The following is a 25,288-nucleotide window of genomic DNA, read 5'->3' as shown; positions in this document are numbered from 1 at the left end:
GGCGCAGCCTCGATGTCGATGTCGTCATGTCATCCCCCTGTCTTTCTGTCCTTGTCTGCTACCACCGCCGGCCGGCGATCTGCGTCGCCTGGGCCGGAAGGCCCGTTCTCAGTTGCAGCCGCAGCCGCCGCCGCTGACGGAGGCGCCGCCGGTGGCGGCTTCCTTGCTGAACTGCGTGTGCTGCCGATAGCCCGCCATCAGCGGGTCTACCTCCAGTGCCATCTCGGAGCGCGCCAGGCGGTCCATTTCCCAGGGCTGCACCTGCTCCATGCTCAGGGCGCAGCCGCCGAGCAGCCCCGGCAGCAGCGCACAGGCGCTGATGCACAGCGTCGTTCTCAATTTCATTGTTCCTCCTCCTCCAGTAGACGCTCGATTTCCTGCTTCAGCGCTGGTACGTCGCCGGCGCTGTATCCCTCGTGGCGATAACGCACGATGCCCTCGCGGTCGACCAGGAAGCCGCTGGGCATGCCGGGCAGTGCGTAACGCGCGGCCCAGTGACCATCCGGATCGAAAACGATGGGGAAGTCGACGGGCACCGACTTGAGCATGCGCAGCGCCGCATCACGGCTGCGGTCGACATTGATGCCGACCACCGAGAAGCCGCGTTCGCCCAGTCGTTCGTGCAAGGCGTCCAGCGCCGGCATGGCCGCACGGCAGGGTGGGCACCAGGACGCCCAGAAATCGAGATAGACAACCTCGCCGCGCAATGCCTCGAGGCTGAATTCCGAGCCATCGCCCGCCGGCGCCTCGATGATCGGGGCGGTCTCGCCCACGGATATGGCCTGCACGGGTGGGCTTGTAGCAGCGAGCAGGCAGCAGGCGGCGGTGAGCAGCGCTCTCATGATTGCGGTGCGTATTGCAGCAGGTAGGTGATCATGGCGCGCATGGCCTCGTCGCGATAGGCGGGAGTGACCGTGCCGTGCTTATGGAAGGAGAGGCGCATGCAGGTCGTGCCGATGTCCACGGCCAGAACGGCGACGTCCGGTTCCTCGGGTAGCCGGAAGCCACGGTTGGCCAGCAGGTCCCGGGCGAGCCGCCCCAGGTGCTGAATGGTGAGGCTCTGGGCCAGGTGCCCCTCGTCGCTTACCGGTCCGCCCAGAATCAGCATGCGACCCACCGGGTGCGCATTGTGGAAGTCACCGGCGACCGTCACGATATGCGCGATCGTGTCCTGCCAGGGGACGCCCAGCAAATGCTCGGCCTCGCCTTCGAGCAGGGATTCCAGCTCGGCGAGTTCGCTGCGCATGAGTTCGTTGATCAGCGCGTAGGGCGTTGGGAAGAACTGGTAGATGCTCGCGCGGCTGTAGCCCACGCGCTCGGCCAGCGCGGGGATCGAGAAGCCGTTGAGGCCACCCTCGATCAGTAGCTCGCGCGCGCCATCGAGCATTTTCTCGAAGCGTAGACGCGAGCGCTCCTGCTGGGGCTGACGTGCGATCAGTCGGGAGTCGAGACTGCCTTCCATCCACCAATCATAGGGCATCAAGAACAAATACAATAACTGTCATATTGGGGCATTCGCGCATGCATCGGAGGCCGCGATCTTTCCGCGCGCCTCGGCTGATGGAATCGAGTCTGGAGGAAGCCGTCCGTCGCCCTCTTAGCATCGTTGCGGCGACGAGCGCAGGCGCTCGGCTACACTGCCGTCATGAGCGAGCAAGGCCGCAGCGACACCATCCATTTCGGCTTCCAGGAAGTCCCCGTCAGGGAGAAGGCTCGGCGCGTGGGCGCGGTCTTCTCCTCGGTAGCATCCAACTACGACGTCATGAATGATCTGATGTCGATGGGCGTTCACCGGGTCTGGAAGCGCTTCACGATCGATCTCGCCGACGTGCGCGCCGGCGAAACGGTGCTCGACCTGGCGGGCGGCACCGGCGATCTGGCGCGCGACTTCGCGCGGCGGGTCGGCCGCGACGGTCTTGTACTGCTCTCCGACATCAATGCCGAGATGCTGGAGGAAGGGCGGCGCCGGCTGCAGGACGAGGGCGTCGTCGAGAGCATCGACTATGTCCAGGCCAATGCCGAATGTCTGCCGCTGGCCGACTCCAGTCTGGACTGCATCACCATGGCCTTCGGTTTGCGCAACGTCACCGACAAGGCGGCTGCGCTGGCCTCGATGTACCGCTGCCTGAAGCCGGGCGGCCGCCTGCTGGTGCTGGAGTTCTCCAAGCCGCTGAGCCCGGCCTTCTCGCGTGTCTACGACGCGTATTCCTTCAGCGTTCTGCCGTTGCTCGGGCGCTATGTGGCGCGCGACGAGGCGGCCTACCGCTACCTGGCGGAGTCCATCCGCAAGCACCCCGATCAGGACACGCTGAAGGGCATGATGGAGACGGCCGGCTTCGCGCGCGTGCAGGTCTACAACCTCACCGGCGGCGTCGTCGCGGTGCATCGCGGCTATCGGCTGTGAGCACGCCGGCGCCCGTGTGCGCGGCCGTCGAGGTCGCGCTGAACCGCTATCTCGGCCTCGACGCGCGGGCGCTTGAGGAGCTGCGCACGCTGCACGGCCGCTCGCTGGCCTTCGTCTTCGATCCGCCGGGCTGGCAGCTGGTCTTCGAGATCATCGGCGACCGCGTGCGTGTTGCCGCCGAGCCGGAGGCGACGCCCGAGGCGGTCGTGCGCGGCGCGCCCTCGGTCTATGCGCGGCTCTTCCAGGAACAGCTCGCGCGCGGTAGCGCGCTGCCGCGCGGACTGCGCGTCGAGGGCGATCCGGAGCTGCTGCAGCGCTTCCAGGCCTTGCTGATGCAGGTCGGTTTCGATCCGGCCGAGATTCTCGAGCCCTGGCTGGGTGACGTCGCCGCCCAGCGCGTGGCCGAGGCTGCCACCGGCCTGTTCGCCTGGGGGCGCGGCGCGCTGGATGCGCTGAGCCGGCAGACCGCCGACTACCTGCAGTACGAGACCGGCGATATCGCCGACCGCGACAGCGTCGAGGGCTTCATCGACGAGGTCGACGCGCTGCGCGATCGCGCCGCCCGCGCCGCCGCTCGCGTGGATCGCCTGGAGCGGCGCCGCGGCGGCGGGAGCCGCCGATGAAGATCACCCGCCTCTGGCGCATTCTCGCCGTCGCCCGCCGTTACCGCCTGCGCGAGCTGCTGCGCGGCGATATCACGGTGGATGCCGCGGCCAAGGGCGAGCGCCTGCGGCTGGCGCTGGAGGAACTCGGCCCGGTCTTCGTCAAGTTCGGGCAGGCGCTTTCGACGCGTCCGGATCTGCTGCCGCCGGAGATCGCCACCGAGCTGGCCAGGCTGCAGGACCGCGTGCCGCCCTTCCCGGCAGTCGAGGCGCGCGCCGAGATCGAGCGCGCGCTGGGCCGCTCCATCGACGAGGTCTACGTCGATTTCGAGGCCGAGCCCATGGCCTCGGCCTCCATCGCCCAGGTGCACGGCGCGCGGCTGCGCGAGGCCGACGGCGGCGCCGGCATGGCCGTCATCGTCAAGATCCTGCGTCCCGGCATGCGCGAGGCCATCGCCCGCGACGTCGCGCTGATGTACACCCTGGCCGGGCTGATCGAGCGCCTGCATCCGGAAGGCCATCGACTGCGGCCGCTGGCGATCGTCGCCGAGTTCGAGCGCATCCTCTTCGACGAGCTGGATCTGATGCGCGAGGGCGCCAACTGCGCCCAGCTGCGTCGCAACTGGCTGGGATCGCCGCTGATCTATCACCCGCAGGTGATATGGGAAGCCACGCGGCCAGAGGTGCTGACGCAGGAGCGTGTCTTCGGCACCTCCATCCGGGATCTCGAGGCGTTGCGCGCTCAGGGCGTGGACTTCAAGAAGCTCTCCGAGCACGGCGTCGAGATCTTCTTCAAGCAGGTCTTCCGCGACAACTTCTTCCACGCCGACATGCACCCCGGCAACATCATCGTCGATACGACCGACCCGGCCGAGCCGGGCTATCTGGCGGTGGACTTCGGCATCGTCGGCAGCCTGACGCCGGATGACCAGCGCTATCTGGCCGAGAACTTCCTCGCCTTCTTCAACCAGGACTATCGCCGCGTCGCGGAGCTGCACGTCAACAGCGGCTGGATTCCGGCCGACACCCGCGTCGAGGATTTCGAATCGGCCATCCGCACCGTCTGCGAGCCGATCTTCGGCAAGCCCATCAAGGACATCTCCTTCGGCTTCTTCCTGCTGCGCCTCTTCCAGATCGCGCGCCGCTTCCGCTACGAGGTGCAGCCGCAGCTCGTGCTGCTGCAGAAGACGCTGCTGCAGGTCGAGGGCCTCGGCCGCCAGCTCGACCCCGAACTCGACCTCTGGAAGACGGCCAAGCCGATCATGGAGGACTGGATGCGCGACCGCCTGTCCCCTGCGCGGCTCTCGAAGGCGCTGCAGCGCCAGGCGCCGCTGGTCATCGAGGCGCTGCCGCGGCTCGCCGAGCGCGCGCTGGTCGAGGCTGAGCAGCCCGGTGTGCGCAGCACGGCCGCGCGGCTGGCGCAGCTGGAGGCGCGCATTGCCGAGGATAACCAGCGTACGCGGCGCAGCATCATCGGCGCGACATTGATTCTCGCCGCGGTCGGCCTCGGTGGGATGGAAGCGGCCGGTATCGGCCTGCCGGGCGGGCCGGCACTGGCGATGGTCAGCGCGGCTCTGGGTGCATGGAGCTGGTGGCGCGCGCGCTGAGCGCGCCGCGGCCTTCCAGCAACTCCGAGGGCGGCACCAGCTTGTAGCCCTGTGCGCGCAAGCGCGGCAGCTCGGCTTCCAGCAGCGCCAGCGTTTCCGGATAGGGGTGCGCGATGGCCAGCGCACGGCCTTCGCGGCGCGCGTGTGCCAGCCAGCGCTGCCAGCCCTGACGCACCGCCGCTTCGCCGCGTTGCGCGTCGATGAAGACGTGGCGCTCGGCGGCGGGAATGCCGAGCGCGCGGGCGCGGGCAAAGGCGCGCGTGGCGGCGGTGGTGCGGCTGTCGATGAAGTAGGGCGTGCCCGGCAGGCTGGCCAGCGCCCGCATCAGTGCGTCGACGGCGCCGAAGTCGGCCGTGAAGCGGCTGCCCTGATGGTTGTTGACCCCCACGGCCTGCGGCAGCTGCGCCATGGCGACGCCGAGGGTGCGAGCGATACGTGCCGGTGTGGCTGTCACCGATAGCGCGCGGGCGTCAGTGGCTCGCGGGTCCTCGGCCTGCAGCGGCAGATGCAGCAGGATCTCATGGCCATTGGCTGCGCCGCGGGCTGCTTGGGCAGCGGTGTGCGGGCTTGCCGGCAGATAGGACAGCGCCACTGAGGCAGGCAGGCGCAGGGCGCGCTCGCCGGCGACGCGTTGCTCGCCGAGATCGTCGAGTATCAGCGCCAGCTTGGGCGCGTCGCCCGCCGCCGCGGCGCCGACCCAGCCGCAGAGCAGCAGCGAGACGACGCGGCGGACGAGCGACCGCATTCGCGCCGAATCAGTCGTCGGCGCGGTGGCGATCCGAGACGATCAGGCCACGCAGAACGATGATCGCTTCGTAGAGGCCGAAGTCCGCCTCGGCGATCTGGTCGAGCGACTTGAGCTTGCCGTCCTCGCCCTTTCCACCGTCGTCCTTGCCGTCCTCGTCGTCGCCCTCGGCGGCTTTGACGGCCTCGTCGCGCGCACCGTCCTGCTGCTCGCTGTCCTTCTGGCCGTTGCTCAGACGGTTGTCGAGATCGGCCTCGCGCACCGACAGTCCGCCGGCGACGCGTTCCAGCTTGAAAGACTGCAGCTCGATATCGGGGTCGATGCCCTCGGCCTGGATGCTGCGGCCGTCCGGGGTGTAGTAGCGCGCCGTGGTCAGCTTGACGGCGCCTTCATTGGATAGCGGCAGGATGGTCTGTACCGAGCCCTTGCCGAAGGTCTTGCTGCCAACAATGACGGCGCGGCGGTGATCCTGCAGCGCGCCGGCGACGATCTCCGATGCCGACGCCGAGCCGCCGTTGACCAGTACAACCATGGGCATGCCGTCGAGGATGTCGCCGGCGTCGGCCGAAAAGTTGCGGCGTTGACCCTCGGCGCGACCACGGATCGAGACGACATCGCCGCTCTCAAGGAAGGCGCCGCTGACGTCCACCGCGGCGTTGAGCACGCCGCCGGGGTTGTTGCGCAGGTCGAGCACCATGCCGCGCATCTCACCATCCAGCGCATCGCGCAGCTTGCCCACTTCCTCGACGAGGTTCTTGCCGGTGTTGTTGGTAAAGGTGCTGACGCGCAGGTAGCCGATGTCGTCGGTCAGTGGTCGTGACTTTACGCTGGAGACCTTGATGATGGCGCGCTCGATTTCCACTACGACCGGCTGCGCCTCGCCCTCGCGGGCGATGGTGAGCTCGATGTCGGTGCCCGGCTCGCCGCGCATGCGGCGCACGGCCTCGGTCAAGGTCATGCCCTTGACGTTGGTGTCGTCGATCTTGACGACCAGATCGCCGGGCTGAATGCCGGCGCGTGCCGCTGGCGTGTCGTCGATGGGCGCAACCACACGCACCAGGCCATCCTGCATCTGTACCTCAATGCCCAGGCCGCCGAACTGGCCCTGCGTCGAGGCGGTGATGTCCTCGAACTCCTGCGCGTCGAGATAGGCCGAATGCGGATCAAGGCCACTGAGCATGCCGCGAATCGCGTGCTCCAGCAGCTCGGTGTCGCTGACTTCTTCGACGTAGCCGTCCTGAACCCGGGTCAGCACCTCGACGAAGGTCTGCAGATCCTGCACCGGGATGCCCGCGTTGCCGGCCGCGTCCGCCATGGGTGCCTCTCGCTCGGCGAGCACGCCGTGCGTGATGGCGATGGAAACACCGAACAGGGTGCCGAAGGCGATGCCCAGAAGGGTGCGTAGCGAAGACTTAGACGACATGGCACGTGCGGAGGTGACGATTGACGGCGCAGACTAGCACAGCACCAGCGCTGGCTCGGCGGGGCGCAGACAGCGCGCGGGCGGCCCGCAGCTTCAGTTGCGGGGGCGGAGCCAGGCGATGGGATCGAGGGCATCGGCGCCCTTGCGCAGCTCCAGATAGACGCCGCTGCGGGACTGGCCGCCGGAGTCCCCCGCTGTGATGATGGCTGCGCCGGCTTCCACCCATTCGCCGACGCGGCGCAGGCTTCGCTCGGCATGGCCGTAGAGGCTGTAGAAGCCGCCAGCGTGCTCGAGGATGACGACCAGACCGTAGCGGTGCATCCAGCCAGCCCAGGCCACACGCCCTGAAGCAACGGCGCCGACACGCGCGCCGCCGTCGGCGGCGATCCAGATGCCCTTCCAGGGCAGGCCGCTGGCGCGTGCCTGCCCGAAGGCGGCCAGCACCGGTCCGCGTAGCGGCCAGGGCAGCTCGCCGCGCAGCTGATCGAGAGGGGCGGCGGCGCCCGCGTCGGCGGGGATGTCCGCCAGCGCCTCGCGCAGGCCTCGCAGAAGGGCTTCCAGTTCCTCGGCGTCGCGCCGCGTCTGCGCCAGCGCCTGCTTGTCGTCGGCGATGCGTTTGCCCAGCGCCGCAAGCGTGCGCGCGCGCTGCTCGCGCCGGCGCTGCTGCTCGGCAGCCAAGGCTTCCTGTTCGGCGCGCGCGGCGCGTAGTTCTTCCCGGGTCTCGGCCAGCGACTGCAGCGCGGCTTCCTGCTCGGCATGGGCTTGGCGCGTGCGCTCCAGCGCATCGGCGCTGGCGGCGCTCATGCGCGCGAAGTAGGCGCGCATGCGTGACAGTCGTGCCGGAGCATCCTGCTCAAGCAGCAGCTTGGTCTGCGGTTGACGACCGAGCAGCCAGGCTGCGCGCAGCTGATCGGCAAGGGCCTGCTGGTGCCGGGCGAGCGCGGTCTCGGCTTCGCGCACGCGCTGGCGCGCCTTGGCCTCGCGCGCCTCGAGCCGCTGTAGTTCTTGCTTGGTCTCGGCCAGCTCGGCGGTTGCCTTCGAGGCGGCGCGCTCGGCCGCTTCCAGCGCTTCGCGCAGGCGGTTGCGGCGCGTGCCGGCTTCCCTCAGGCGCTCGTCGATCTCGGCGATGCGGTCGCGCAGCTCTTCCAGCGCCTCGGCGCTCTGCGCGTAATCGCGCTCGGCTGCGGCTGCTGGCGAAAGTGCCAGCAGCAGCGACAGAAGGAGGAGGCGGCGGCGCATGGCTGCGGGTCCGGGCGTCTATGAGCGGCTTCGCGAAGTGCGATAATGCCATCGCGAAGCGGCACGACCGTCGCGCACCCATTCCCAGACCCGATCCCATGGAAGAGCTCCTCGCATTCGTCGCCCGGAACCCGCTGCTTTTCAGCGCCCTCGGCGTTGTCGCCCTCCTTATCGTGGCCAACGAGCTGCACGGCACGCTGCGCGGCGGTCGTCGACTGACGCCGGTGGAAGCCGTGCGGCTGTCCAACGACCGCGACGCGCGCTTTGTCGATGTGCGTACGCCGGCCGACTTCAAGCGTGGGCACGTCATCGGTGCGGTCAACATTCCGTCGAACAAGATCGACAGTTCGCAGAAGGAACTCGGCAAGTTGAAGAGCGCACCGCTGGTCGTCTATTGCGCGCTGGGGGCGACCGCCCCCGGTGTCGTCGAAAAGCTGCGCAAGCAGGGCGTTGAAGAGGTCTACGCCATGCGCGGCGGCATCAACGCTTGGCAGCAAGCCGGCCTACCCATAAGCAATGCATCGAAATGAGCCGAATCAGCGTCTACAGCACCCGCATCTGCCCCTACTGCGTCATGGCCAAGCGCCTACTGAGCGCCAAAGGAGCGGCTTACGACGATTTGCGCATCGATCAGGACGAGTCTGCCCGCGCCGAGATGCAGAAGCGCGCGCCAGCGTCGCGCACGGTGCCGCAGATCTTCATCGGCGAGACGCATGTCGGCGGCTTCGACGAGCTGGCGGCGTTGGACCGTGCCGGCAAGCTTGACGCCATGCTTGCCCCCTACATCAATGAGCAGAGCTGAAATGGCGGAAAACGAGCAGCCGCAGCGTCAGTTGGCGCTACAGAAGATCTACCTCAAGGACGCCTCGCTGGAGGTTCCGAAGGCGCCCGAGATTTTCCAGAGAACCTGGAAGCCCTCCGTCGATGTCAATTTGAGCACTGCCACCACTGCGCTGGAACAGGCTGGCTACTACCAGGTGGCACTGAAGGTGACGGTGTCGGCCAAGCTCGAGGAAGAGACCGCCTTCATCATCGAGGTTGAGCAGGCTGGCCTCTTCCTGCTGACCGGCTTTTCCGAGCAGGAGTTGCCGCAAGTGCTCAATACGCACTGCCCGCAGGCGCTCTTTCCCTACACGCGCGAGGCGGTCTCTGAGCTCGCGCAGCGCGGCGGCTTCCAGCAGCTGCTGCTGCAACCCGTGAACTTCGACGCGCTGTATCGCGAGCATCTGGAGCGCCAGCGCTCCGGTGCCAAGGAAACGGTGCAGTAGCCATGAGCGAGGTGCCGGCAGTGCGGACGATGGCCGTGCTGGGTGCCGGCTCCTTCGGCACCGCTCTGGCTGCGCACCTCGCCCAGCATCTCGACGAGGTCGTGCTCTGGGGGCGTGACGCCGAAGCGCTGGCGGCCATGGACGCCGAGCGCGAGAATCATGAGTACCTACCCGGTTGCCATCTGCCACAGACGCTGCGCGTGGAGCCGGATCTGGCGCGTGCGATGGCTGTCGACGGACCGGTGCTCGTGGTCGTGCCGAGTCACGCCCTGGGCGAACTGCTGCATCAGATGAAGCCGCACTTGCGCGCAGGCCAGGGTGTGGTGCTGGCCTGCAAGGGGCTGGAGCCGGAAAGCGGGCGACTGCCGCACGAGGTCGCGCAGGCCGTGCTCGGCGACTGGCCGCGGCTGGCGGTGCTTTCCGGCCCGACCTTCGCGCGCGAAGTCGGACAGGGCCTGCCCACGGCCGTGGCCATCGCCTCCGAGGAAGAGGATTTCGCCGAGGAGATCGTCGGTGCATTCCATTACGGCGCCTTCCGCGCCTACTGGAACGACGACGTCATCGGCGTGGAGGTGGGCGGCGCGGTCAAGAATGTCATCGCCATCGCTACTGGCATGACCGACGGCATCGGCCTGGGTGCGAATACCCGCACGGCGCTGATTACGCGCGGGCTCGCCGAAATCATGCGCCTTTGCGAGGCGCTCGGCGGCAATCGCGAGACGCTGATGGGGCTGGCCGGCATGGGCGATCTGGTGCTGACCTGCACCGACGATCTCTCCCGCAACCGTCGCATGGGCAAGGCGCTCGCCGACGGCAAGTCGCTGGAAGCGGCTCAGCGCGAGATTCGGCAGGTGGTCGAGGGCGTGCGCGTGGCGCCGGAAGTGCTGCGGCTCGCCCAGCGGTACGGCGTAGAGATGCCCATCACCGAGCAGGTCGTCGCTATCCTCGCCGGCGAGACGACGCCGGTGGAAGCGTTGCGACGGCTGGCGACCAGGCCGCCACGCGCCGAGACCGATTAGGAAGCTCTGCACGACTGCTGCGCTTGGCATCTTGAGCGCCGGCGGTGGCGCGCTAGCCCCGCAGGGGACAGGCACAGGGATGTGCCTGACAACCTGCTTTCGCGCGCGACGTTTTGCAGAACTTCCCTAGCCGCGCCTCCAGTCCGGCGCAAAGGCCTGCTGGCGCCAGGCCTCGAAGAGCACGATGGCGGCGGCGTTGGAAAGGTTCAGGCTGCGCACGTCGGGTTGCATCGGGATGCGCAGGCAAGCCGCGGCATCCTCGCGTGTCGCGGGCGGCAGGCCGCGCGTCTCGGGGCCGAATAGCAGCACGTCGTCCGGGCGGTAGTCCCAATCGGCGTGCGTGCCCGTGCCGTGCGCCGAGAAGGCGATCCATCTGCGCTCGCCCAGCGCCGTGCGCGCGGCTTGCAGGTCGTCGTGCACCTGCACGCGGACATACTCGTGGTAGTCGAGGCCGGCGCGTTTGAGTAGGCGATCCTCCAGGCTGAAGCCCAGCGGCCGCACCAGATGCAGCGCCGCTCCCGCGTTGGCGCAGAGACGGATGATGTTGCCGGTGTTGCCGGGGATCTCCGGTTCGAGCAGGACCACCGCCGGGCCGGCGGTACTCACGCGCTGCCCTCGCCGGGCGGTTGCGCGCCGCACTTCCAGCAGAGCCCCATGCTGCCGTCGACGGTTTCGCCGCAGCTGCGGCAGCGCCAGTCAGACTGGCGCGGGCTGTGCTCATAGTCGCGGATCAGTTCGCGGGCGCGGGCGACTTCCTGCTGCCAGCGCACGGCCACGCGCGGAAAAAGGTTGGCCGGAAGCTCGCCCTGAGCGCCCCATGCCATCTCGTCCAGGCATTCGGCGCTCAGCCCGGCCTCGCGCAGCAGGTCGCGCACGATGGCGGCCTCCAGCGGGTCGGCCGCTTTGTAGACGACGTGCATCAGCCGATGTCCCGCCCCTACTCGACCGGCTGGCCGTTGCGGTCGAGCACCGTCAGCTCGCCCAGCCCCAGCTCGCGTAGATCCGCCTCGATGCGACTGCGGTCGCCGACGACGAGCCAGGTCATGGCGTCGGGTGCAATCAGCTTGTCTGCCGCTTCGGCGACCTGCTCCGGGCCGGCGGCGTTGACGGCCGGCACGTAGTCGGCGAAGTAGTCTTCGGGGAGATTCAGGCGCAGCAGCTCCCCTAGGCTGCTGGTGACCTGGCCGAGGGTCTGATGCTCGCCGGGCAGGCTCAGCGTCAGGCTGCGCGCGGCGTCATCCAGCTCTCCGGGCGTCGGTGGCCGTTCGCCGCGGATGGCGGCCAGTTCGTCGCGAATGACCGCGGCTGCGTCGGCGGTGCGGTCGGTCTGTACTGCGCCGTAGACGTAGAAGGGGCGCGGGCCGAGCGCCTCGGTCAGCGCCGAGCCGATGCCGTAGGACCAGCCCCGCGCCACGCGCAGCTCCTGGTTGAGCCGGGCCGTGAACTTGCCGCCGAGCACTTCGTTGACGAGCTCGAAGCCGACGTCGTTCGGGCTGCCGGAAGGCGGAGCGGTGCGCGCGGCGGCGACGTAGGACTGCTGGGCGCCGGGGCGATCAATGAGGAAGACGCGGCCGTTGTCGCGTTCGGGCACGGCCAGACTGCGCTGCTTCGGTAGTGCGTTCGCGGGCGGCTGCCACGCGCCGAGGTGCTGCTCGAGCAGCGGGCGTAGTGCCTCGATGTCGATGTCGCCGGTGACCAGCAGCTGCGCGTTGTCGGGTCGGATATGGTCGCGCTGATAGGCCTGCAGGTCGGCGCGCGTCATGGTTGCCAGAGATTCCGTTGTGCCGGTGCCGCTGGGCGGCTGGGCGTAGGGGTGGCCCTCGCCATAGAGCAGGGTCGACAGATGACGCGAAACCAGGCCGGAGGGCTGTGCCTTCTCCTGTGTGATGGCCGCTTCGCGCCGGCGCTTCATGCGTGCCAGTTCCTCCTCCGGGAAGCTGGGCGCGCGCAGCACATTGCTGAACAGCGCCAGGCTGTCGGCGAGGAAGGGTCGTACCGCGCTCAGGCCGATGATGGCGTGATCGCGCGTCACGCTGGCGGACAATTGGGCGCCAAGCGAGTCGGTCGTCTCGCTGATGGCGATGGCGTCGCGCTCGGGCGTGCCGCGCGTGCGCAGCGCTTCGGCCATGCTCGCCAGTCCGGGCAGCTGTGCCGGGTCGGTGGCGTAGCCGGCATCGGCGATGAAGCGGAACTCCACCTGCGGCACGCCCGAGCGCTCGGCCAGTGCGACCTTCAGGCCGTTGGAGAGCGTCATGTGCTGCAGATCGGGTAGCGACAGCGCCGGGGGCTCGCCCTGCGGTTCGGGCATCTTGCTGCGGTCGGCCTTGTCCTCGCCGGCGGCGAGATTGCCGCGCGGGTGCACTTCCAGCACGTAGCGGCCCTCCTCCAGCCACTCTGCGGCAGCACTGCGCACGCTCTCGGGGGTGGCGTCGCGGTACTGCATGAGCTGCTCGCGCCAGGCATCCGGGCTGCCGCCCAGGGCCAGCGAGCGCGCCAGCAGATCGGCCTTGCCGCTGCCGCCGACATCCTGCAGGCCGCGGATCGTCGAGGCGTAGAGCCGAACCCGCGCCCTCTGCAGCTCCTCCGCCGAGGGGCCTTCGGCTTTGAAGCGCGAGAGGATCTCGTCGATGGCGGCCTCCAGCTCGTCCAGCGACACGCCCTCGGCGGCGGTGGCGTCGACGATGAATTGCGAGCCCAGCTTCTTACCCCAGACGCCGGCCGAGACCTGGGTCGCCAGCTCGCGCTCTTCGACCAGTTCGCGGTGCAAGCGGCTGGCGCGCCCGGAGGCGAGCAGATCGCCGGCCAGATGCAGGGCGTTGGTCGCGGGGGCGAATTCGGGCGGAATGTTCCAGGCCATCAACAGGCGCGCCTGCGGAACCTTGTCCTCCATGACCTCTCGCTTCTCGCCGTCCATTCGCGCGATGTCGCGCTGGGGCTTGTGCAGGGTGGGGCCCGGATCGATGCCGCCGAAGTAATGTGCCACGCGCTCGCGCACGGCCTCGGCCTCGACGTCGCCGGCTACGACGAGGATGGCGTTGGCCGCGCCGTAGTGCGTGTTGAACCATTCGCGCACTTCGTCGAGCTCGGCTGCGGCGATGTCCTCCATGCGGCCGATGGTCGGCCAGGAATAGGGATGGCCCTGTGGGTAGCTGCCCTTGACGAGGTGATCCCACATCGCGCCGTAGGGCCGGTCGCGGCGCTGGCGGTATTCGTTCTGCACGACGCCTTTCTCGCGCTCGAGCTTGTCCTCGGTGACGGCACCGATGAAATGCCCCATGCGCTCCGACTCCAGCCACAGCGCCCGATCCAGCGCACGCACCGGCACGGTCTGGTAGTAATTCGTGCGGTCGGTGCTGGTGGTGCCGTTCATGCCGGTGGCGCCGACGGCGATCAGCGGCTCGAAGAACTCGCCGTCGAAGTGCTCGGTGCCGGTGAACATCAGATGCTCGAAGAGATGCGCGAAGCCCGTGCGGCCTGGCGACTCGTCCTTGGAGCCCACCCGATACCAGACGTAGACGCCCGCCACTGGCGCCTTCGGGTCCTCGTGCACGAGCAGCGTCAGGCCGTTGTCGAGGGTATGCTGCGACCAGTCGACCGTGGGCAGTGGCAACTCCGGCGCATCGGCGGTGGCCGGGCGCTCGTTGGTGAGGCTGCAGCCGGCCAGAAGGCCCAGGCAGAGGGGCAGGATGCGAAGCATTGATGCGTTGCGCGGCATGGAGCTCAGGCTAGAAGCAATGGGGGCACCGAGTGTAGCGCGGCGCCGGGAGCTCGCTGCCTCATGATGACCCCTCGTGCTCGCCTGCCGGACACGCTGCTGCCACAGCCCTGGACGGTCGATGCGCAAAGCCACCGACTGGATGCCGCTGATTGGCGCCCGAGCCCGCATCAGGACGCGCGGCCGGGCGGCGCCGCCGATATCGACACGCTGGTGGTGCACGCCATCTCGCTGCCACCCGGCGAATACGGCGGTGCGCACATCGACGCCCTTTTTACCGACGCTCTCGATTGCGACGCACACCCCTATTTCGCTGCACTGCGCGGCCTGCAAGTGTCGGCGCACTGCTGCATCTTCCGCGACGGCGGTGTTCATCAATATGTTGGCTTCGACGCACGCGCCTGGCACGCTGGCGCCTCCAGCTTCGGCGACCGCTCTCGCGTCAACGATTTCTCCGTCGGCATCGAGCTGGAGGGCTGCGACACCGAGGGCTTCACGGAGGCGCAGTACGCCAGCCTGACGCGCGCTGCGCGCGCTCTGATGGCGGCCTATCCGGGGATCGCGCCAGCGCGCATCGTTGGCCACAGCGATATTGCGCCGGGGCGCAAGACCGATCCGGGGCCGCATTTCGACTGGCAGCGGCTGTTGGCGGAGTTGCGTTATCGGCGTTAGGAGGGCGGTGCGAAATCCCCCAGTTTCCGGTAATGACTTGGTGCAGAGGGCATTGAACCCGTCGTGTTGACGGTTCCGCGCCCTGTCAGCTTGGCGCTGCCGGTCGTAGCGTCACTGGCGGTGCGGGTGAGCCCGACCGAATGCCCAGCGGGCATTCGCAGCGGGTGAATGCGCGGACATGGATGTCCGGGCCGGATCACTCAGCGAGGCAGGAGCCGAGCTTAGTGACAGCGGCAGTTGGGGCAGCGACGTTCCTGCCGCATAGCTGCTTTTGCTTGGAGCGCAAAGATCGCCGCAGTCACTAGGCTCGGTTTTCCGGACCTCGTCGCAGATGCGCCGGTCGGATCCCCGCTGGCGCGGGGCCCCTCCTCCTCGGCGCACTGCTCCAAGTGACCCTGGCTGGGCCTTCGGGCTGCGCACTCCTGCTCCGCCCGAAGCCCGGGGTGCACATCCTTGTGCACCCGTCGATCGACATGCGATCGACCCATGGCCCAGCCGTGATGCGCGCTGCGACTTGCCGCTGGCAAATCGGTCGCGCATCACACCTCAAAGGGCACGCACTACTCGGCTCGCCGCTTCGCGGCATCGCGTCCCGTTGAGTCAGTCGACCTATCCCCGGAGACTTGCGAAATCTGCGGCTCTAGCTTTCGCTGTTCCAGCTCAGCGTTGGCCGGGTCGTCGCCAAGTGATTTCGTTGTCGCTGTCGGCGCGGGCCGCGAGGCGGGCGGCGTTGAAGAGCAGGTCGGAGAGGCGGTTGCAATACATCAGCGCTTCGGGCGTGACCGTCTCGTCGGCGGCCAGGATCCAGAGGGCGCGCTCGCAGCGGCGCGCTACGGCGCGCGCCAGGTGCAGGCGTGCAGCCGCGACAGTGCCGCCGGGCAGCACGAATTCCTTGAGTGGCGGCAGCAGTTCGTTGATCTGGCCGCTGGCTTCCTCAATGCGCGCGACGGCCGCTTCGCCGAGGAGGCTGTGCCCGGGCATGGCGAGTTCACCGCCGAGGTCGAAGAGCTCATGCTGCAGAGGCGCCAGCAACCCCGGCAGCGGCTCGGGCAGGCCGTCGGCCAGTGCGATACCGAGCAGGCTGTTGAGCTCATCGATCTCGCCCATGGCGCCGACGCGCGGCGAGGTCTTTGGGACGCGCTCGCCGGTGGCCAGGCCGGTCTCGCCGCTGTCGCCGGTGCGGGTAGTGATCTTGCTGAGTCGGTTTCCCATGCTCTGGTTGTCTTCTCGGGGGCCCAGATCATAACGGCCCGGCCGGGGGTAAGCAGGCTTTCCGGTAAGATGCGCCCCCTCATTGTTCAGCAACGGGCAGAACATGCAGCAGTTCCTCGACGCGGCGCTGGGCGCCGCGACCGCCGCCGCGGGCGTGATTCGCGACGGTTACGCCGGTGGCTTCAAAGTGCGCACCAAGGCCGACGCCAGTCCGGTCACAGAAGTCGACGAAGCGGCCGAGAAGACCATCAAGGCGCATCTTGCGGCGCTGTTCCCGGATCACGGCTTTTACGGCGAGGAGTTCGGCATCGACCGGCCGGACGCCGACTATGTCTGGCTGGTGGACCCCATCGACGGCACCAAGGCCTTCGTGCGCGGCTATCCGATGTTCTCGACGCAGATCGCGCTGATGCATCGCGGTGAGCTGATCGTTGGCGTGTCCTGCGCACCCTGCTTCGGGGCTGGCGAGACCTTCTTTGCGGCACGCGGCATGGGCGCCTGGCGCTGTGAGGGTGTGGATGCGAAAGCCGCGGCCGCCAGCCGCGTGCAGGTGAGCCGGGCCGAGAATTATGCGGAGACCTCGCTGTCGATGGGCAATATCGCGACGCTGGCTGGCCAGCCGCGTTTTGCGCGCTTCGCAGCTTCGGTGATTCCGCAGCTGCAGCGTATCCGCGGCTACGGCGATTTCCTGCACTACCACCTGCTCGCCAGCGCCAAGATCGATGCGGTGTTGGAATCGGATATCAACATCCTCGACATCGCCGCACTGGCAGTGATCGTGCGCGAGGCCGGCGGCGTTTTCACTGAGCTGGACGGTGGCCAGCTGACGCTGGAGACCGGCGACGCGCTGGCTGCGGCGACCCCCGAGCTCTACCGCAGGTTGCAGCGCGAGCTGGTCTGATCCCGATCAGTTCTCGCCCGCTTCGGCCAGCGAGATGATGGGCCAGCCGCGGTCGCGGGCGTGTGCGGCCAGGGCATCGTCCGGGTCCACCGCCACCGGCCGGTCGGCCATCTCCAGCAGCGGAACGTCGTTGCGCGAGTCGCTATAGCAGACCAGTGTCTCCCCCTCGGCATCGTTGTCGCGCAGCCACTGGCGCAGGCGCTGCGGCTTGCCCTCGCGGAAGTTGGGGGTGCCGGCAATGGCGCCGGTGAATGCGCCGTCGCGCTCTTCCGGATCGGTGGCGATCAGGTCGGCCACGCCGAGCAGATCGGCGATGGGTTCGGTAACGAAGCGATTGGTTGCTGTGGTGATCAGCAGTCGGTCGCCCGCCTGACGGTGCCGGTCGAGCAGCGGTCGTGCGCCGGGAGCGACGCGCGGGGCGATCTCCTCTTCCAAGAAGCGCCGGCGCATCGGCTCCAGGTGCCCGCGCCCCCAGCGCACCAGCGGCTGGAAGGAAAAGGCGCAGAAGGCATGGATATCCAGCGTGCCGGCGTTGTAGGCCGCCATGAAGGCCTGGTTCTGCGCGCGATAGTGCTCGGCCTCGACAAGGCCGGCGGCGATGAGGAATTCTCCCCAGAGATAGTCGCTGTCGCCGCGCAGAAGGGTGTGGTCGAGGTCGAAAACGGCAAGCGCCATGGTGGTTCGGATTCGCGGTCGGGGGTGGTAGTCTATTTGCCGAGTCCCGATAACGCGGAGGCCGGGCGTGATCGACGCGGAAGGCTATCGCCTGAACGTGGGCATCATGGTGGTGAATGCGCACCGCCGGCTGCTCATGGGCAAGCGTGTCCGCCGCAACGCCTGGCAGTTTCCGCAGGGTGGCATCGACCCGGGCGAGTCCCCTCAGGACGCCCTCTGGCGCGAGCTCTACGAGGAGCTGGGCTTCGAGCGCGGCCAGATGGAAATCGTCGGCTGCACGCGCGGCTGGCTGCACTATCGCTTGCCGCAGCGCTTTCTTCGCGACGGGATGCCGCAGTGCATCGGCCAGAAGCAGAAGTGGTTCATGCTGCGCCTGCTCGACGAGCAGGCCGAACCCTGCTTCGATCGCGGCCCGCGGCCGGAATTCGACGCCTTCCGTTGGGTCCCCTGCGCGCAGGCCGCGCGCGAGGTGGTCGCCTTCAAGCGGCCGGTGTACGACGCGGCGCTGCGCGAGCTGGGGCCCATGATAGGTCTCGCGCCGAAGGCGCCGGGCGGGCGTGCCCCTGTTCGGCAATGGCCGCGCCGGCACCTGGTCGGCTGAGCGTGTTGCGGCTTGCCGGCACTCGCTGCATCGGGGTGGTTGCATTGGCACTTCTGCTGGGGGGATGCGCGGCGCACCCGCCCGAAGCCCGTCAGTCGGGGGCGCAGAGTTGCCCGGCCGACTGGGCGGAATTCGGCGAAGCGCAGGGCCAAGCGGGGCATCGCCTGGGCATCGTCGAGCTGCATCTGGAGGCTTGTTCGAACGCAGGCGTGCAGCAGGCGCGGGCGGCATTTCGCGCCGGCCACGCCGAGGGCCTGGCGGGCTTCTGCACAACGGCCGCCCAGTACGCACGCGGTCGCTCGGGCGAGGCCTGGCGCAACGTTTGCCCAGCCGAAGCGCACAACGCGCTACGCGAGGCGCATGCTGACGGCCTGCGCGTGCACGCCGAAGGCGAGGCGCTGGCGAAGCAGCGCGCGCGGCTGGCGGATATCGAGCAGTACGCGCGCGTGGGCGCAGTACAGCCGCGCGATCGTGAGCGCTTCGGGGATCCGCCCCTGCACGAGCGGGAGGCGCTGCGCGCGGCTGAGCGCGCCCTGTACCGCGAGGATGCGCGCCTCAGCCGGCGCCATGGCGCCGAGCCTCTGGCCGGCGGCAGCGCATAAAAAAGGCGCGGTCGATAGACCGCGCCAGTTAGAGGCGTTCGCAGCAAGACCGGCTGCGACGGAAGGGTGCCGGGATGCAGCACCCGACCGCGGGACTATCATAAACACAAATAGGAACAATTCTCAAAACAAATCGTGTTAGTATGGCGGCGACGCATCAGGAGACCGCCATGATTGTCTGCAGTTGCAAGAGAGTCCGGGAAGCTCAGCTACGTGCTCTGGCCGAGGCCAGAACGAGCGATGGCGTTGTCAGGCTCGGCGACGCCGTGCGTGAGCTGGGCCTGGGCACCGGCTGCGGTCGCTGCCTGCGACACGCGCGTCGGGTCATGGACGCGGTTGCCGAGCGTGAAGCCGAAGCGGAGCTACTGCCGGTGGTGCGCCGCTGGGCCGGTAGGCAGCAAGCCGCGCTGGCAGAGAGCGCCTGACGCGATTGGGAATCGCACGCAGAAGCTTTAAAAATTATATAAAAATCAAACAGATAGCGTTGATCGGCCAGCCTTGATCCGCTACTCTGTCGCTCCAGATACCAAGGAGTCGGGCCATGCGCGGCGACAATCAAATCATTGAAATTCTGAATCGGGCGCTGCGGAGCGAACTGACCGCGGTCAACCAGTACTTCCTGCACTACCGCATGCTCCAGAACTGGGGCTACGAGAAGCTCGCGAAGAAGGAGTACGACGAGTCGATCGACGAGATGAAGCACGCCGACAGTCTCATCGAGCGCATCCTCTTCCTGGAAGGCTTGCCCAATCTGCAGGACCTGGATGCGCTCTATATCGGCGAGGATGTTGTCGAGATCCTGCGCTGCGACCTGAAGCTGGAGCAGGAAGCCCATCCCATGTACAAGGAGGCGATCGGCATCTGCGAGCGCGCCGAGGACTACGTCACGCGCCGTCTGCTGGTCGAGATCCAGCACAGCGAGGAAGAGCACATCGACTATCTCGAAGCGCAGCTCGGGCTGGTCGAGCAGCTGGGCCTGCAGAACTACTTGCAGTCGCAGCTGTAGAGCAGTTCGCCGACGCGCGCCCTAGAAGGGGCGCAGAACGGCCAGCAGCACGATCGCGACCAGCGCCACGGCAGGCACTTCGTTGGCGAGACGCCAGAAGCGGCCGCTGTGGTTCTGGGTGCCGGCTGCGAAGCGCTTGAGCTGTACTTTCAGCCAGCCGTGGTAGCCGGACAGCGCGACCACCAGCGTCAGTTTGACATGCAGCCAGCCCAGCGACAGATAGCCGGGGTTCCAGACCAGCAGCGCGATGCCGAAGACCCAGGTCGCCACCATGCCGATGGTCATGATGGCGTAGAGGCGCTGCGCCATGATCTGCAGCGTTTCGTGCAGCGCTTCGCCCTGACGCTCAACGAGATAGACGTAGATCCTCGGCAGATAAAACAGCCCAGCGAACCAGGTGACCATGAAGATCAGGTGCAGAGCTTTCAGCCAGAGCATGCGTTTCCTCGAAATACGGGGGTGAAGGCCCTATTATTGCGCGCCTGACAGCCAGCAGTGCGGAGTCGTCGATGCGCCAGGCGCGCGTGGGAATCGTGGGAGGTACGGGGTACACCGGTGCGGAGCTGGTGCGCCTGCTCGCCGGGCATCCGGGTGCGGAGCTGGTCTGCATCAGCAGTCGGCAGCACCGCGGCGAGGCCGTGGCCGCGATGTTTCCCTCGCTGCGCGGCGTTACCGATCTGCGCTTCGGCGATCCGGACACGCCCGAGCTGCGCGACTGCGATGTCGTCTTCTTCGCTACGCCGCATGGTATCGCCATGCGCGCGGCGCCGGCGCTGCTGGAGGCGGGCGTGCGCGTGATCGACCTGTCCGCCGATTTCCGGCTGCGCGACGCCGCCGTCTTCGAACGCTGGTACGGCATGTCGCACGAGGCACCCGAGGCGCTGGCCGAGTCCGTGTACGGCCTGTCGGAACTGATGCGCGAGGCGATCGCGGGCGCACGCCTGGTGGCCAATCCCGGCTGCTATCCCACGGCGGTGCAGCTCGGATTTGCACCTCTGCTTGCCGAGGGGTTGCTTGTGCCGGAGAGCATGGTGGCCGACGTCAAGTCCGGCGTGACTGGTGCCGGTCGCGAGGCGAAGACGGGCAGCCTCTTCAGCGAGAATCACGATTCCTTCCGCGCCTACGGCGCCAGCGGGCACCGCCACGGTGTTGAGGTCAATCAGGAGCTGAGCCGCATCGCCGGCGTGCCCGTGGATTGCATCTTCACTCCGCATCTGCTGCCCATCCAGCGCGGCATCCATGCCACGCTGCATGCCCGGTTGCATGAAGCCCAGGATCTGCAGGCGCTCTACGAGGGTTTCTACCGGGACGAGCCCTTCGTCGATGTGCTTCCGGTCGGCGTGCTGCCCGAGACGCGCAATGTCCGGGGCAGCAATCGCTGTCAGATCGCGGTGGTGCCGCAGTCCGGGCAGCGAGTGACTGTCTGTACGGTGATCGACAATCTGGTGAAGGGGGCTTCGGGCCAGGCGATCCAGAACATGAATCTAATGCTGGGCCTTGATGAGGCTGCCGGCCTTGCCCAGCCGGCGCTCTGGCCCTGATGTCGCGGCAGCGCCCGCGCATCGTTACCGGCGGCGATGAACGGCCGAAATGGATCCGATGGCTGATCGTTGGCGGCAGCGTCGTGCTGCTGCTGGCGGCCGGTTACGCGGTTTACAGCTTCACGACCGGCGAACTCTCCGAGCGCTACGCGGCAGCAACCGGGGACCGTGAGCGCCTGCTGGCATTGCGGCGCGACCTCGCCGAGCGTCTGCGCGCGGAGCAGGGAAAATCCGAGGAGCTACGTGAGCGGTTGGCCTATCTGGAAAAGTCGCAGCAGATCGACCGCGAAGCCTGCCAACAGCTGCGCCAGTCGCTGCGCGATCTGCAATCGCGACTGGTCGACGCGCAGGAGCAACTCGCCTTCTATCGGGGCATCGTGACGCCGGAGGATGAGAGCAGCGGCGTGCGCGTGCACGATCTCATCTTCCGCCAGCGCGGGCAGCAGTTGCGCTACGAAATGGTGCTGGTTCAGGGTCGCAATCAGAGTGACCGCGTCCGGGGGCGCTTCAGCCTGCAGATTGAGGGCGTGCGCGATGGCGAAGCCGAGACGCTACAGGCCAGCAATGCCGAGGGCGAGACGGACATGCTATTTTCGTATCGTCATTTTCAGGAGTTCACCGGCTCCATGACGATGCCGGACGGCTTCAGCCCGCGCCAAGTGCGCGTCAGGCTGCGCCGTGAAGGCGGGGACGAGCCGGTGGATACGAGCTACGAATGGCAGCGCGTCGTTGCCGAAACGGAGGGTTGAGCCGATGCTCAAGAGCAGCAAGAAGCCAGCGCAGGGCAACGGCGGCACCGGAGGCACGGTCGATACGCTGGTCGGTCGTCAGACCGAGCTACAGGGGGATATCTCTTTCGCGGGCGGCCTGCACATCGACGGCACCGTCAAGGGGAAAGTCAGTGCCAGCGGCGACAAGGAGGCTGTGCTGTCGGTGAGCGAGTCCGGGGTCATCGAAGGCGACGTCTACGTTGCCAACGTGATTCTCAATGGCAGTATCCACGGTGACGTCCACGCCCTCGGGCAGCTCACCTTGCACAGCTGCGCGCGTGTGACCGGCAATGTGCACTATAAGGTCATGGAGATGGCCAGCGGCGCGACCGTCAACGGCCAGATGGTCCACGAGGTGGAAAGCGAGCGCGGCAACGTCACGGCCTTCGAGAGCCGCGGCGACAGCGCCCGCCGCCAGGAAGAAGGCGGCGATTCGAACGATGGGGCGAACCTCGGCGCCCGTACGCAGGTCTAAGCCGAGCATTCGGAGTGACGCAGGTCATGAGCACAGCACAAGCAATCAACTTCACCGAACCCGCAGCCATGAAGGTACGCGGCCTTCTCGAGGAGGAGGACAACGCTGCCCTCAAGCTCCGCGTCTTCGTGACGGGCGGTGGCTGCTCCGGCTTTCAGTACGGCTTCACCTTTGACGAGGCTCAGGAAGACGATGACACCGTCATCGAGAGATGTGGTGTGACGCTGGTCGTCGATCCGATGAGCGCCCAGTATCTGACCGGGGCCGAGATCGACTACCGCGAGGACGTCGAAGGTGCGCAGTTCGTCATTCGCAACCCCAACGCCGCCACGACCTGCGGCTGCGGCAACTCCTTCGCGGTTTAGCCCGCCGTAGACTGCGGCGGCAGATGCAGCGCGCCGCAGACAGCGTCGCCGGCCGCGCCGGTGACCGTGGCCCGCGTCGCGGGCTTGCCGTCCCGACGCCGCAGCGCCAGCCAGGCCATGGCCGCGGCCTCCACCTGATCGGCGCCGATGCCGTAATCCTCGGCGTGCTGGACGGGTACGGGCGCCAGCAGCTCGGCGAGACGCTGCGTTAGGCAGCGATTGCGCGCGCCACCCCCGCAGATAATCACCGTTGCGACGTCGCGCCCGTCACGCTGCAGCGCGTCGGCCGCACTCCGTGCGCTCAACTCCAGCAGCGTGCGCTGCACGTTCTCCGGGCGGGCATCCGCGCCGGGTGCGGCGAGTTCGAAGAGCGCCTGGAGGTGGAAAGTGCCCCGGCCGGTGCTCTTGGGCGGCGTCTGGGCGAAGTAGGGGTGTGTCAGCCACGCCGTCAGCAGTTCCGGCAGCACCTCGCCACTTGCCGCCCAGTTGCCGTCGGTGTCGAAAGCGCCATCGCAATGCCGGGCATGCCAGGCATCAAGCAAACCGTTGGCCGGTCCGGTGTCGTAGCCGGTGAGCGCGCCGCCGCTCGTGGGCGGCAGCCAGCTGATATTGGCGATGCCGCCGAGATTCATGGCCACGCGCCAGCCATTTCCGGCGCCGAAGGCTTCGGCGTGGAAGGGGGGGACCAGCGGGGCGCCTTGTCCGCCGAGGGCGAGATCGCCGCGACGCAGGTCGCAGACCACCGGGATCCGCAGCCGCGCGAGTAGCGGTCCGGGGGCGCCGATTTGCAGGCTGTTACGCGGCGGGATGTGGCAGACGGTCTGACCGTGCATGCCGATGACTTCGGCACGGCCTGCTTTCGGGAAAGCTGCCTTCAGTGCCATCGCCGCCGCGGCCTGGGCCTCGCCGACCTCGGCGTCGAGCTCGGCCAGCTCGCGAAGGCTGATGCGATGGTCTTCCTCACCGCAGCGCAGCAGGGCGCTCCGCAGAGTTTCGGGATAGGGGTGGTGCGAGTGCCCGAGCACGCGATAGCCAGCTCCGCCGGCCTCCAGCAGGACGGCATCGACACCGTCGGCGCTGGTTCCGGACATCAGTCCGATGGCTAGACGTGCCATGCGGGCTGGCTCAGTTGCTGACGTCGGCGGTCTGCGTGCGGCGCAGCGCTTCCAGCTGTGCGAGGTAGGGCTTGACTCGGGACTCGAAGCGCGCCATTTCCGATTTGGGGACGGGCTCGGCACGCGGTAATGGCACGGTCAGCGGATTGCGGTGCACGCCGTTGACCAGGAACTCGAAGTGCAGATGTGGCCCCGTGGCCAGGCCACTGCTGCCGACGTAGCCGATGACCTCGCCCTGGCGCACGTGCTTGCCCGTTCGTACGCCGCTGCGAATGCGCGACATGTGCGCATATAGCGTGCGGTAGGTGCCGCCGTGCTTGACGATTACAGCGTTGCCGTAACCGCCCTTCGGGCCTGCGTGCACGATCTTGCCTTGGCCGGTGCTCTTGATCGGTGTGCCGGGCGGCGCGGCGTAGTCGGTGCCGCGATGGGCGCGAATGGTGTTCAGCACCGGATGCCGGCGGTTGGGGTTGAAGTGTGAGCTGATACGCACGACATCCAGTGGGTTGCGCAGGAAGGCCGTCTTCACGGCCTTGCCGTCGGGTCGGTAGTAGCTGGTGTGGCCTCCCTCGTCCTCGTAGCGCAGGGCATGCACTTCGCGGCCGCGGTTGACGAACTCCACTGCGAGGATTTCGCCGTCGCGCAGTTTCTCGCCATCGCGGTAGAGTTCCTCGTAGAGCACGATGAACTGGTCGCCTTCACGAAGGTCGAGGGCGAAATCGATGTCGTAGCCCAGTACCTGAACCATCGACATAATCAGGCGATCGGACATGCCGGCTGCCTTGCCGGAGAGAAACAGCGAGGATTCGATGCGGCCGAAGGCGAAGGCCGGGCGACGCTCGACGTCCGCCGAAAGGGTCCAGGCCTCGAAGCCGTCGCCGGTGCGCTCGATGGAAAGCGTACGGAACTCGTCGAGCTCCAGGCGCAACGCCAACAGCTCGCCATCCTCGCTCTGTACCTCGATGCGGTCGCCGGCGCGCGGTCGGCGCAGGCGGCTGATGCCCTCCTCATCCATCTCGAGAAGCGGCATCCATTGGCTGGGGCCCAGGCCGAGTTCATCGAAAGCCCCGGACAGGGTTTGGCCGGGGGCGATTTCGACCGACTGCCATTCCCTTGCCTCCGGAGGGGCAGCCTCGGCACGGGTGGGCGGCGTGACGGCTTCCGGCACCAGGCCGTACTCTCCGGTATCCGGTGCGTCCCGCTGCGTGCGCGCCGTCATCACGGCGCCTCCCGAGGGCGCGCCGCCAACACCGACCGGCGCCAGGCGCGGCGGGCTGAGCTCGATGCGTTCGTGCCGGGAGGCGTCGCCCGGGCGGGCGACCAGGGCGATG

Annotated in this window: 31 protein-coding genes (1 of these 31 cut by a window edge); 17 read left to right on the top strand and 14 right to left on the bottom strand. The window is 67.8% G+C overall.

The genetic code is table 11. The annotated features are described in order from the left end of the window. Positions 1-108: 108 nt before the first annotated feature. From U743_RS14890 to U743_RS18325, 3 genes are read right to left on the bottom strand one after another with little or no spacing between them, the layout of a single operon-like run. On the bottom strand, positions 109-345 hold the full coding sequence (locus U743_RS14890) for a DUF4266 domain-containing protein (RefSeq protein WP_052368245.1): 237 nt from the start codon (positions 343-345) through the stop codon (positions 109-111). After that, positions 342-842, bottom strand: a complete 501-nt coding sequence (locus U743_RS14885) for a TlpA family protein disulfide reductase (protein ID WP_043769303.1) — start codon at positions 840-842, stop codon at positions 342-344. The genes U743_RS14890 and U743_RS14885 overlap by 4 nt, the downstream gene beginning before the upstream one ends. Next, complete coding sequence (locus U743_RS18325) at positions 839-1,462, bottom strand: TetR/AcrR family transcriptional regulator (RefSeq protein ID WP_198022067.1); 624 nt, start codon at positions 1,460-1,462, stop codon at positions 839-841. Before U743_RS18325 ends, U743_RS14885 begins: the two co-directional genes overlap by 4 nt. Positions 1,463-1,645: 183 nt before the next feature. Here U743_RS18325 and ubiE point away from each other — a divergent pair, with 183 nt between their 5' ends. From ubiE to ubiB, 3 genes are read left to right on the top strand one after another with little or no spacing between them, the layout of a single operon-like run. Then, positions 1,646-2,404, top strand: coding sequence for a bifunctional demethylmenaquinone methyltransferase/2-methoxy-6-polyprenyl-1,4-benzoquinol methylase UbiE (gene ubiE / locus U743_RS14875; protein ID WP_043769301.1), 759 nt, complete (start codon positions 1,646-1,648; stop codon positions 2,402-2,404). Further along, positions 2,401-3,027 carry a ubiquinone biosynthesis accessory factor UbiJ gene (locus tag U743_RS14870; protein WP_043769300.1) on the top strand — a complete coding sequence of 209 codons (627 nt, stop codon included), beginning with the start codon at positions 2,401-2,403 and terminating at the stop codon, positions 3,025-3,027. The genes ubiE and U743_RS14870 overlap by 4 nt, the downstream gene beginning before the upstream one ends. After that, positions 3,024-4,613 carry a ubiquinone biosynthesis regulatory protein kinase UbiB gene (ubiB, locus tag U743_RS14865; protein WP_043769298.1) on the top strand — a complete coding sequence of 530 codons (1,590 nt, stop codon included), beginning with the start codon at positions 3,024-3,026 and terminating at the stop codon, positions 4,611-4,613. Before U743_RS14870 ends, ubiB begins: the two co-directional genes overlap by 4 nt. On the opposite strand, the gene U743_RS14860 is transcribed toward ubiB, so the two are convergent. The 3 genes from U743_RS14860 to U743_RS14850 all read right to left on the bottom strand — a co-directional run bounded on the left by U743_RS14860 (position 4,570) and on the right by U743_RS14850 (position 8,020). After that, positions 4,570-5,358: a divergent polysaccharide deacetylase family protein gene (locus U743_RS14860; protein WP_043769296.1), complete on the bottom strand. Its 789-nt coding sequence runs from the start codon at positions 5,356-5,358 to the stop codon at positions 4,570-4,572. The genes ubiB and U743_RS14860 overlap by 44 nt on opposite strands. A 10-nt stretch (positions 5,359-5,368) precedes the next feature. Further along, entirely contained in the window at positions 5,369-6,781 is a 1,413-nt protein-coding gene (locus U743_RS14855) for a S41 family peptidase (RefSeq protein WP_043769293.1), read from the bottom strand. 93 nt (positions 6,782-6,874) lie between these two features. Beyond that, positions 6,875-8,020: a murein hydrolase activator EnvC family protein gene (locus U743_RS14850; RefSeq protein ID WP_043769291.1), complete on the bottom strand. Its 1,146-nt coding sequence runs from the start codon at positions 8,018-8,020 to the stop codon at positions 6,875-6,877. 98 nt (positions 8,021-8,118) lie between these two features. Here U743_RS14850 and U743_RS14845 point away from each other — a divergent pair, with 98 nt between their 5' ends. The 4 genes from U743_RS14845 to U743_RS14830 are packed head-to-tail and all read left to right on the top strand — an operon-like array spanning position 8,119 to position 10,307. Continuing rightward, complete coding sequence (locus U743_RS14845; protein ID WP_043772399.1) at positions 8,119-8,550, top strand: rhodanese-like domain-containing protein; 432 nt, start codon at positions 8,119-8,121, stop codon at positions 8,548-8,550. Next, complete coding sequence (gene grxC / locus U743_RS14840) at positions 8,547-8,822, top strand: glutaredoxin 3 (RefSeq protein WP_043769289.1); 276 nt, start codon at positions 8,547-8,549, stop codon at positions 8,820-8,822. The genes U743_RS14845 and grxC overlap by 4 nt, the downstream gene beginning before the upstream one ends. A gap of 1 nt (position 8,823) precedes the next feature. Beyond that, a complete protein-coding gene (secB, locus tag U743_RS14835) occupies positions 8,824-9,288 on the top strand; it encodes a protein-export chaperone SecB (RefSeq protein ID WP_043769287.1) in 465 nt (154 codons plus the stop codon). 2 nt (positions 9,289-9,290) lie between these two features. Then, positions 9,291-10,307 carry an NAD(P)H-dependent glycerol-3-phosphate dehydrogenase gene (locus U743_RS14830; RefSeq protein ID WP_043769285.1) on the top strand — a complete coding sequence of 339 codons (1,017 nt, stop codon included), beginning with the start codon at positions 9,291-9,293 and terminating at the stop codon, positions 10,305-10,307. Positions 10,308-10,433: 126 nt separating this feature from the next. On the opposite strand, the gene U743_RS14825 is transcribed toward U743_RS14830, so the two are convergent. The 3 genes from U743_RS14825 to U743_RS14815 are packed head-to-tail and all read right to left on the bottom strand — an operon-like array spanning position 10,434 to position 14,004. Then, positions 10,434-10,913 (bottom strand): tRNA (cytidine(34)-2'-O)-methyltransferase, encoded by a 480-nt coding sequence (locus tag U743_RS14825; RefSeq protein WP_043769284.1) that lies wholly within the window; start codon positions 10,911-10,913, stop codon positions 10,434-10,436. After that, the gene (locus U743_RS14820; RefSeq protein WP_043769282.1) at positions 10,910-11,227 is read right to left on the bottom strand and encodes a putative signal transducing protein; all 318 of its coding nucleotides are present in this window, start codon (positions 11,225-11,227) and stop codon (positions 10,910-10,912) included. Before U743_RS14820 ends, U743_RS14825 begins: the two co-directional genes overlap by 4 nt. Before the next feature lie 17 nt (positions 11,228-11,244). Then, entirely contained in the window at positions 11,245-14,004 is a 2,760-nt protein-coding gene (locus U743_RS14815) for a M16 family metallopeptidase (protein ID WP_052368242.1), read from the bottom strand. A gap of 81 nt (positions 14,005-14,085) precedes the next feature. Between U743_RS14815 and ampD the strand changes: the two genes are divergently transcribed. Beyond that, positions 14,086-14,694, top strand: coding sequence for a 1,6-anhydro-N-acetylmuramyl-L-alanine amidase AmpD (ampD, locus tag U743_RS19175; protein WP_232226804.1), 609 nt, complete (start codon positions 14,086-14,088; stop codon positions 14,692-14,694). 660 nt (positions 14,695-15,354) lie between these two features. Here the strand turns inward: ampD and U743_RS14805 are convergent. Beyond that, positions 15,355-15,906, bottom strand: a complete 552-nt coding sequence (locus tag U743_RS14805; protein ID WP_043769278.1) for a cob(I)yrinic acid a,c-diamide adenosyltransferase — start codon at positions 15,904-15,906, stop codon at positions 15,355-15,357. A 103-nt stretch (positions 15,907-16,009) separates the two neighbouring features. Between U743_RS14805 and U743_RS14800 the strand changes: the two genes are divergently transcribed. Continuing rightward, on the top strand, positions 16,010-16,807 hold the full coding sequence (locus U743_RS14800) for an inositol monophosphatase family protein (RefSeq protein ID WP_043772396.1): 798 nt from the start codon (positions 16,010-16,012) through the stop codon (positions 16,805-16,807). A 6-nt stretch (positions 16,808-16,813) separates the two neighbouring features. Here U743_RS14800 and U743_RS14795 read toward each other — a convergent pair whose 3' ends face one another. Then, positions 16,814-17,482, bottom strand: a complete 669-nt coding sequence (locus U743_RS14795) for a histidinol-phosphatase (protein ID WP_043769276.1) — start codon at positions 17,480-17,482, stop codon at positions 16,814-16,816. A gap of 67 nt (positions 17,483-17,549) precedes the next feature. On the opposite strand from U743_RS14795, the gene U743_RS14790 reads away from it, so the two are divergent. The 4 genes from U743_RS14790 to bfr all read left to right on the top strand — a co-directional run bounded on the left by U743_RS14790 (position 17,550) and on the right by bfr (position 19,691). Then, positions 17,550-18,083 carry an RNA pyrophosphohydrolase gene (locus U743_RS14790; protein WP_052368241.1) on the top strand — a complete coding sequence of 178 codons (534 nt, stop codon included), beginning with the start codon at positions 17,550-17,552 and terminating at the stop codon, positions 18,081-18,083. Between the two features lie 44 nt (positions 18,084-18,127). Beyond that, positions 18,128-18,685 carry a DUF2799 domain-containing protein gene (locus U743_RS14785; protein ID WP_198022066.1) on the top strand — a complete coding sequence of 186 codons (558 nt, stop codon included), beginning with the start codon at positions 18,128-18,130 and terminating at the stop codon, positions 18,683-18,685. Between the two features lie 170 nt (positions 18,686-18,855). Continuing rightward, positions 18,856-19,110: a (2Fe-2S)-binding protein gene (locus tag U743_RS14780; protein ID WP_198022065.1), complete on the top strand. Its 255-nt coding sequence runs from the start codon at positions 18,856-18,858 to the stop codon at positions 19,108-19,110. 116 nt (positions 19,111-19,226) lie between these two features. Continuing rightward, positions 19,227-19,691 carry a bacterioferritin gene (bfr, locus tag U743_RS14775; protein WP_043769270.1) on the top strand — a complete coding sequence of 155 codons (465 nt, stop codon included), beginning with the start codon at positions 19,227-19,229 and terminating at the stop codon, positions 19,689-19,691. Between the two features lie 21 nt (positions 19,692-19,712). Here the strand turns inward: bfr and U743_RS14770 are convergent, their stop codons facing one another. Beyond that, the gene (locus U743_RS14770; RefSeq protein WP_043769268.1) at positions 19,713-20,129 is read right to left on the bottom strand and encodes a CopD family protein; all 417 of its coding nucleotides are present in this window, start codon (positions 20,127-20,129) and stop codon (positions 19,713-19,715) included. A 71-nt stretch (positions 20,130-20,200) separates the two neighbouring features. On the opposite strand from U743_RS14770, the gene argC reads away from it, so the two are divergent. The 4 genes from argC to erpA are packed head-to-tail and all read left to right on the top strand — an operon-like array spanning position 20,201 to position 22,842. Further along, on the top strand, positions 20,201-21,232 hold the full coding sequence (argC, locus tag U743_RS14765; RefSeq protein WP_043769267.1) for an N-acetyl-gamma-glutamyl-phosphate reductase: 1,032 nt from the start codon (positions 20,201-20,203) through the stop codon (positions 21,230-21,232). Beyond that, a complete protein-coding gene (locus tag U743_RS14760) occupies positions 21,232-21,981 on the top strand; it encodes a DUF6776 family protein (protein WP_043769265.1) in 750 nt (249 codons plus the stop codon). The genes argC and U743_RS14760 overlap by 1 nt, the downstream gene beginning before the upstream one ends. 4 nt (positions 21,982-21,985) lie before the next feature. Beyond that, a complete protein-coding gene (locus tag U743_RS14755; RefSeq protein WP_052368240.1) occupies positions 21,986-22,477 on the top strand; it encodes a bactofilin family protein in 492 nt (163 codons plus the stop codon). 26 nt (positions 22,478-22,503) lie between these two features. Beyond that, a complete protein-coding gene (erpA, locus tag U743_RS14750) occupies positions 22,504-22,842 on the top strand; it encodes an iron-sulfur cluster insertion protein ErpA (RefSeq protein ID WP_043772392.1) in 339 nt (112 codons plus the stop codon). On the opposite strand, the gene U743_RS14745 is transcribed toward erpA, so the two are convergent. Then, complete coding sequence (locus tag U743_RS14745; protein WP_043769263.1) at positions 22,839-23,957, bottom strand: anhydro-N-acetylmuramic acid kinase; 1,119 nt, start codon at positions 23,955-23,957, stop codon at positions 22,839-22,841. The two genes, erpA and U743_RS14745, sit on opposite strands and share 4 nt — an antisense overlap. Positions 23,958-23,967: 10 nt before the next feature. Beyond that, a protein-coding gene (locus U743_RS14740; protein WP_052368239.1) for an OapA family protein crosses the window boundary here: on the bottom strand, positions 23,968-25,288 show its 3' portion. It continues 17 nt past the right edge of the window; 1,321 of the gene's 1,338 nt are visible here — the last part of the coding sequence; its start codon lies beyond the right edge, outside the window — the gene reads right to left on this strand; the stop codon is at positions 23,968-23,970.

Origin of the sequence: Algiphilus aromaticivorans DG1253, assembly GCF_000733765.1 — a bacterium.
Classification (GTDB): Bacteria; Pseudomonadota; Gammaproteobacteria; order Nevskiales; family Nevskiaceae; genus Algiphilus; species Algiphilus aromaticivorans.
The sequence above is the reverse complement of the archived record's forward strand: the minus strand, read 5'-3'. Positions and strand labels throughout refer to the sequence as shown.

Coding starts and splice junctions, on each gene's coding strand:
- U743_RS14795 (WP_043769276.1), bottom strand. CDS start 17,482: ATGGCGCTTGCCGTTTTCGACCTCGACCACACCCTTCTGCGCGGCGAC.
- U743_RS14755 (WP_052368240.1), top strand. CDS start 21,986: ATGCTCAAGAGCAGCAAGAAGCCAGCGCAGGGCAACGGCGGCACCGGA.
- ubiB (WP_043769298.1), top strand. CDS start 3,024: ATGAAGATCACCCGCCTCTGGCGCATTCTCGCCGTCGCCCGCCGTTAC.
- ubiE (WP_043769301.1), top strand. CDS start 1,646: ATGAGCGAGCAAGGCCGCAGCGACACCATCCATTTCGGCTTCCAGGAA.
- U743_RS14815 (WP_052368242.1), bottom strand. CDS start 14,004: ATGCTTCGCATCCTGCCCCTCTGCCTGGGCCTTCTGGCCGGCTGCAGC.
- U743_RS14850 (WP_043769291.1), bottom strand. CDS start 8,020: ATGCGCCGCCGCCTCCTCCTTCTGTCGCTGCTGCTGGCACTTTCGCCA.
- U743_RS14745 (WP_043769263.1), bottom strand. CDS start 23,957: ATGGCACGTCTAGCCATCGGACTGATGTCCGGAACCAGCGCCGACGGT.
- U743_RS18325 (WP_198022067.1), bottom strand. CDS start 1,462: ATGGAAGGCAGTCTCGACTCCCGACTGATCGCACGTCAGCCCCAGCAG.
- argC (WP_043769267.1), top strand. CDS start 20,201: ATGCGCCAGGCGCGCGTGGGAATCGTGGGAGGTACGGGGTACACCGGT.
- U743_RS14855 (WP_043769293.1), bottom strand. CDS start 6,781: ATGTCGTCTAAGTCTTCGCTACGCACCCTTCTGGGCATCGCCTTCGGC.
- U743_RS14780 (WP_198022065.1), top strand. CDS start 18,856: ATGATTGTCTGCAGTTGCAAGAGAGTCCGGGAAGCTCAGCTACGTGCT.
- U743_RS14860 (WP_043769296.1), bottom strand. CDS start 5,358: ATGCGGTCGCTCGTCCGCCGCGTCGTCTCGCTGCTGCTCTGCGGCTGG.
- U743_RS14760 (WP_043769265.1), top strand. CDS start 21,232: ATGTCGCGGCAGCGCCCGCGCATCGTTACCGGCGGCGATGAACGGCCG.
- secB (WP_043769287.1), top strand. CDS start 8,824: ATGGCGGAAAACGAGCAGCCGCAGCGTCAGTTGGCGCTACAGAAGATC.
- erpA (WP_043772392.1), top strand. CDS start 22,504: ATGAGCACAGCACAAGCAATCAACTTCACCGAACCCGCAGCCATGAAG.
- U743_RS14830 (WP_043769285.1), top strand. CDS start 9,291: ATGAGCGAGGTGCCGGCAGTGCGGACGATGGCCGTGCTGGGTGCCGGC.
- bfr (WP_043769270.1), top strand. CDS start 19,227: ATGCGCGGCGACAATCAAATCATTGAAATTCTGAATCGGGCGCTGCGG.
- U743_RS14820 (WP_043769282.1), bottom strand. CDS start 11,227: ATGCACGTCGTCTACAAAGCGGCCGACCCGCTGGAGGCCGCCATCGTG.
- grxC (WP_043769289.1), top strand. CDS start 8,547: ATGAGCCGAATCAGCGTCTACAGCACCCGCATCTGCCCCTACTGCGTC.
- U743_RS14845 (WP_043772399.1), top strand. CDS start 8,119: ATGGAAGAGCTCCTCGCATTCGTCGCCCGGAACCCGCTGCTTTTCAGC.
- U743_RS14800 (WP_043772396.1), top strand. CDS start 16,010: ATGCAGCAGTTCCTCGACGCGGCGCTGGGCGCCGCGACCGCCGCCGCG.
- U743_RS14885 (WP_043769303.1), bottom strand. CDS start 842: ATGAGAGCGCTGCTCACCGCCGCCTGCTGCCTGCTCGCTGCTACAAGC.
- U743_RS14770 (WP_043769268.1), bottom strand. CDS start 20,129: ATGCTCTGGCTGAAAGCTCTGCACCTGATCTTCATGGTCACCTGGTTC.
- ampD (WP_232226804.1), top strand. CDS start 14,086: ATGATGACCCCTCGTGCTCGCCTGCCGGACACGCTGCTGCCACAGCCC.
- U743_RS14805 (WP_043769278.1), bottom strand. CDS start 15,906: ATGGGAAACCGACTCAGCAAGATCACTACCCGCACCGGCGACAGCGGC.
- U743_RS14890 (WP_052368245.1), bottom strand. CDS start 345: ATGAAATTGAGAACGACGCTGTGCATCAGCGCCTGTGCGCTGCTGCCG.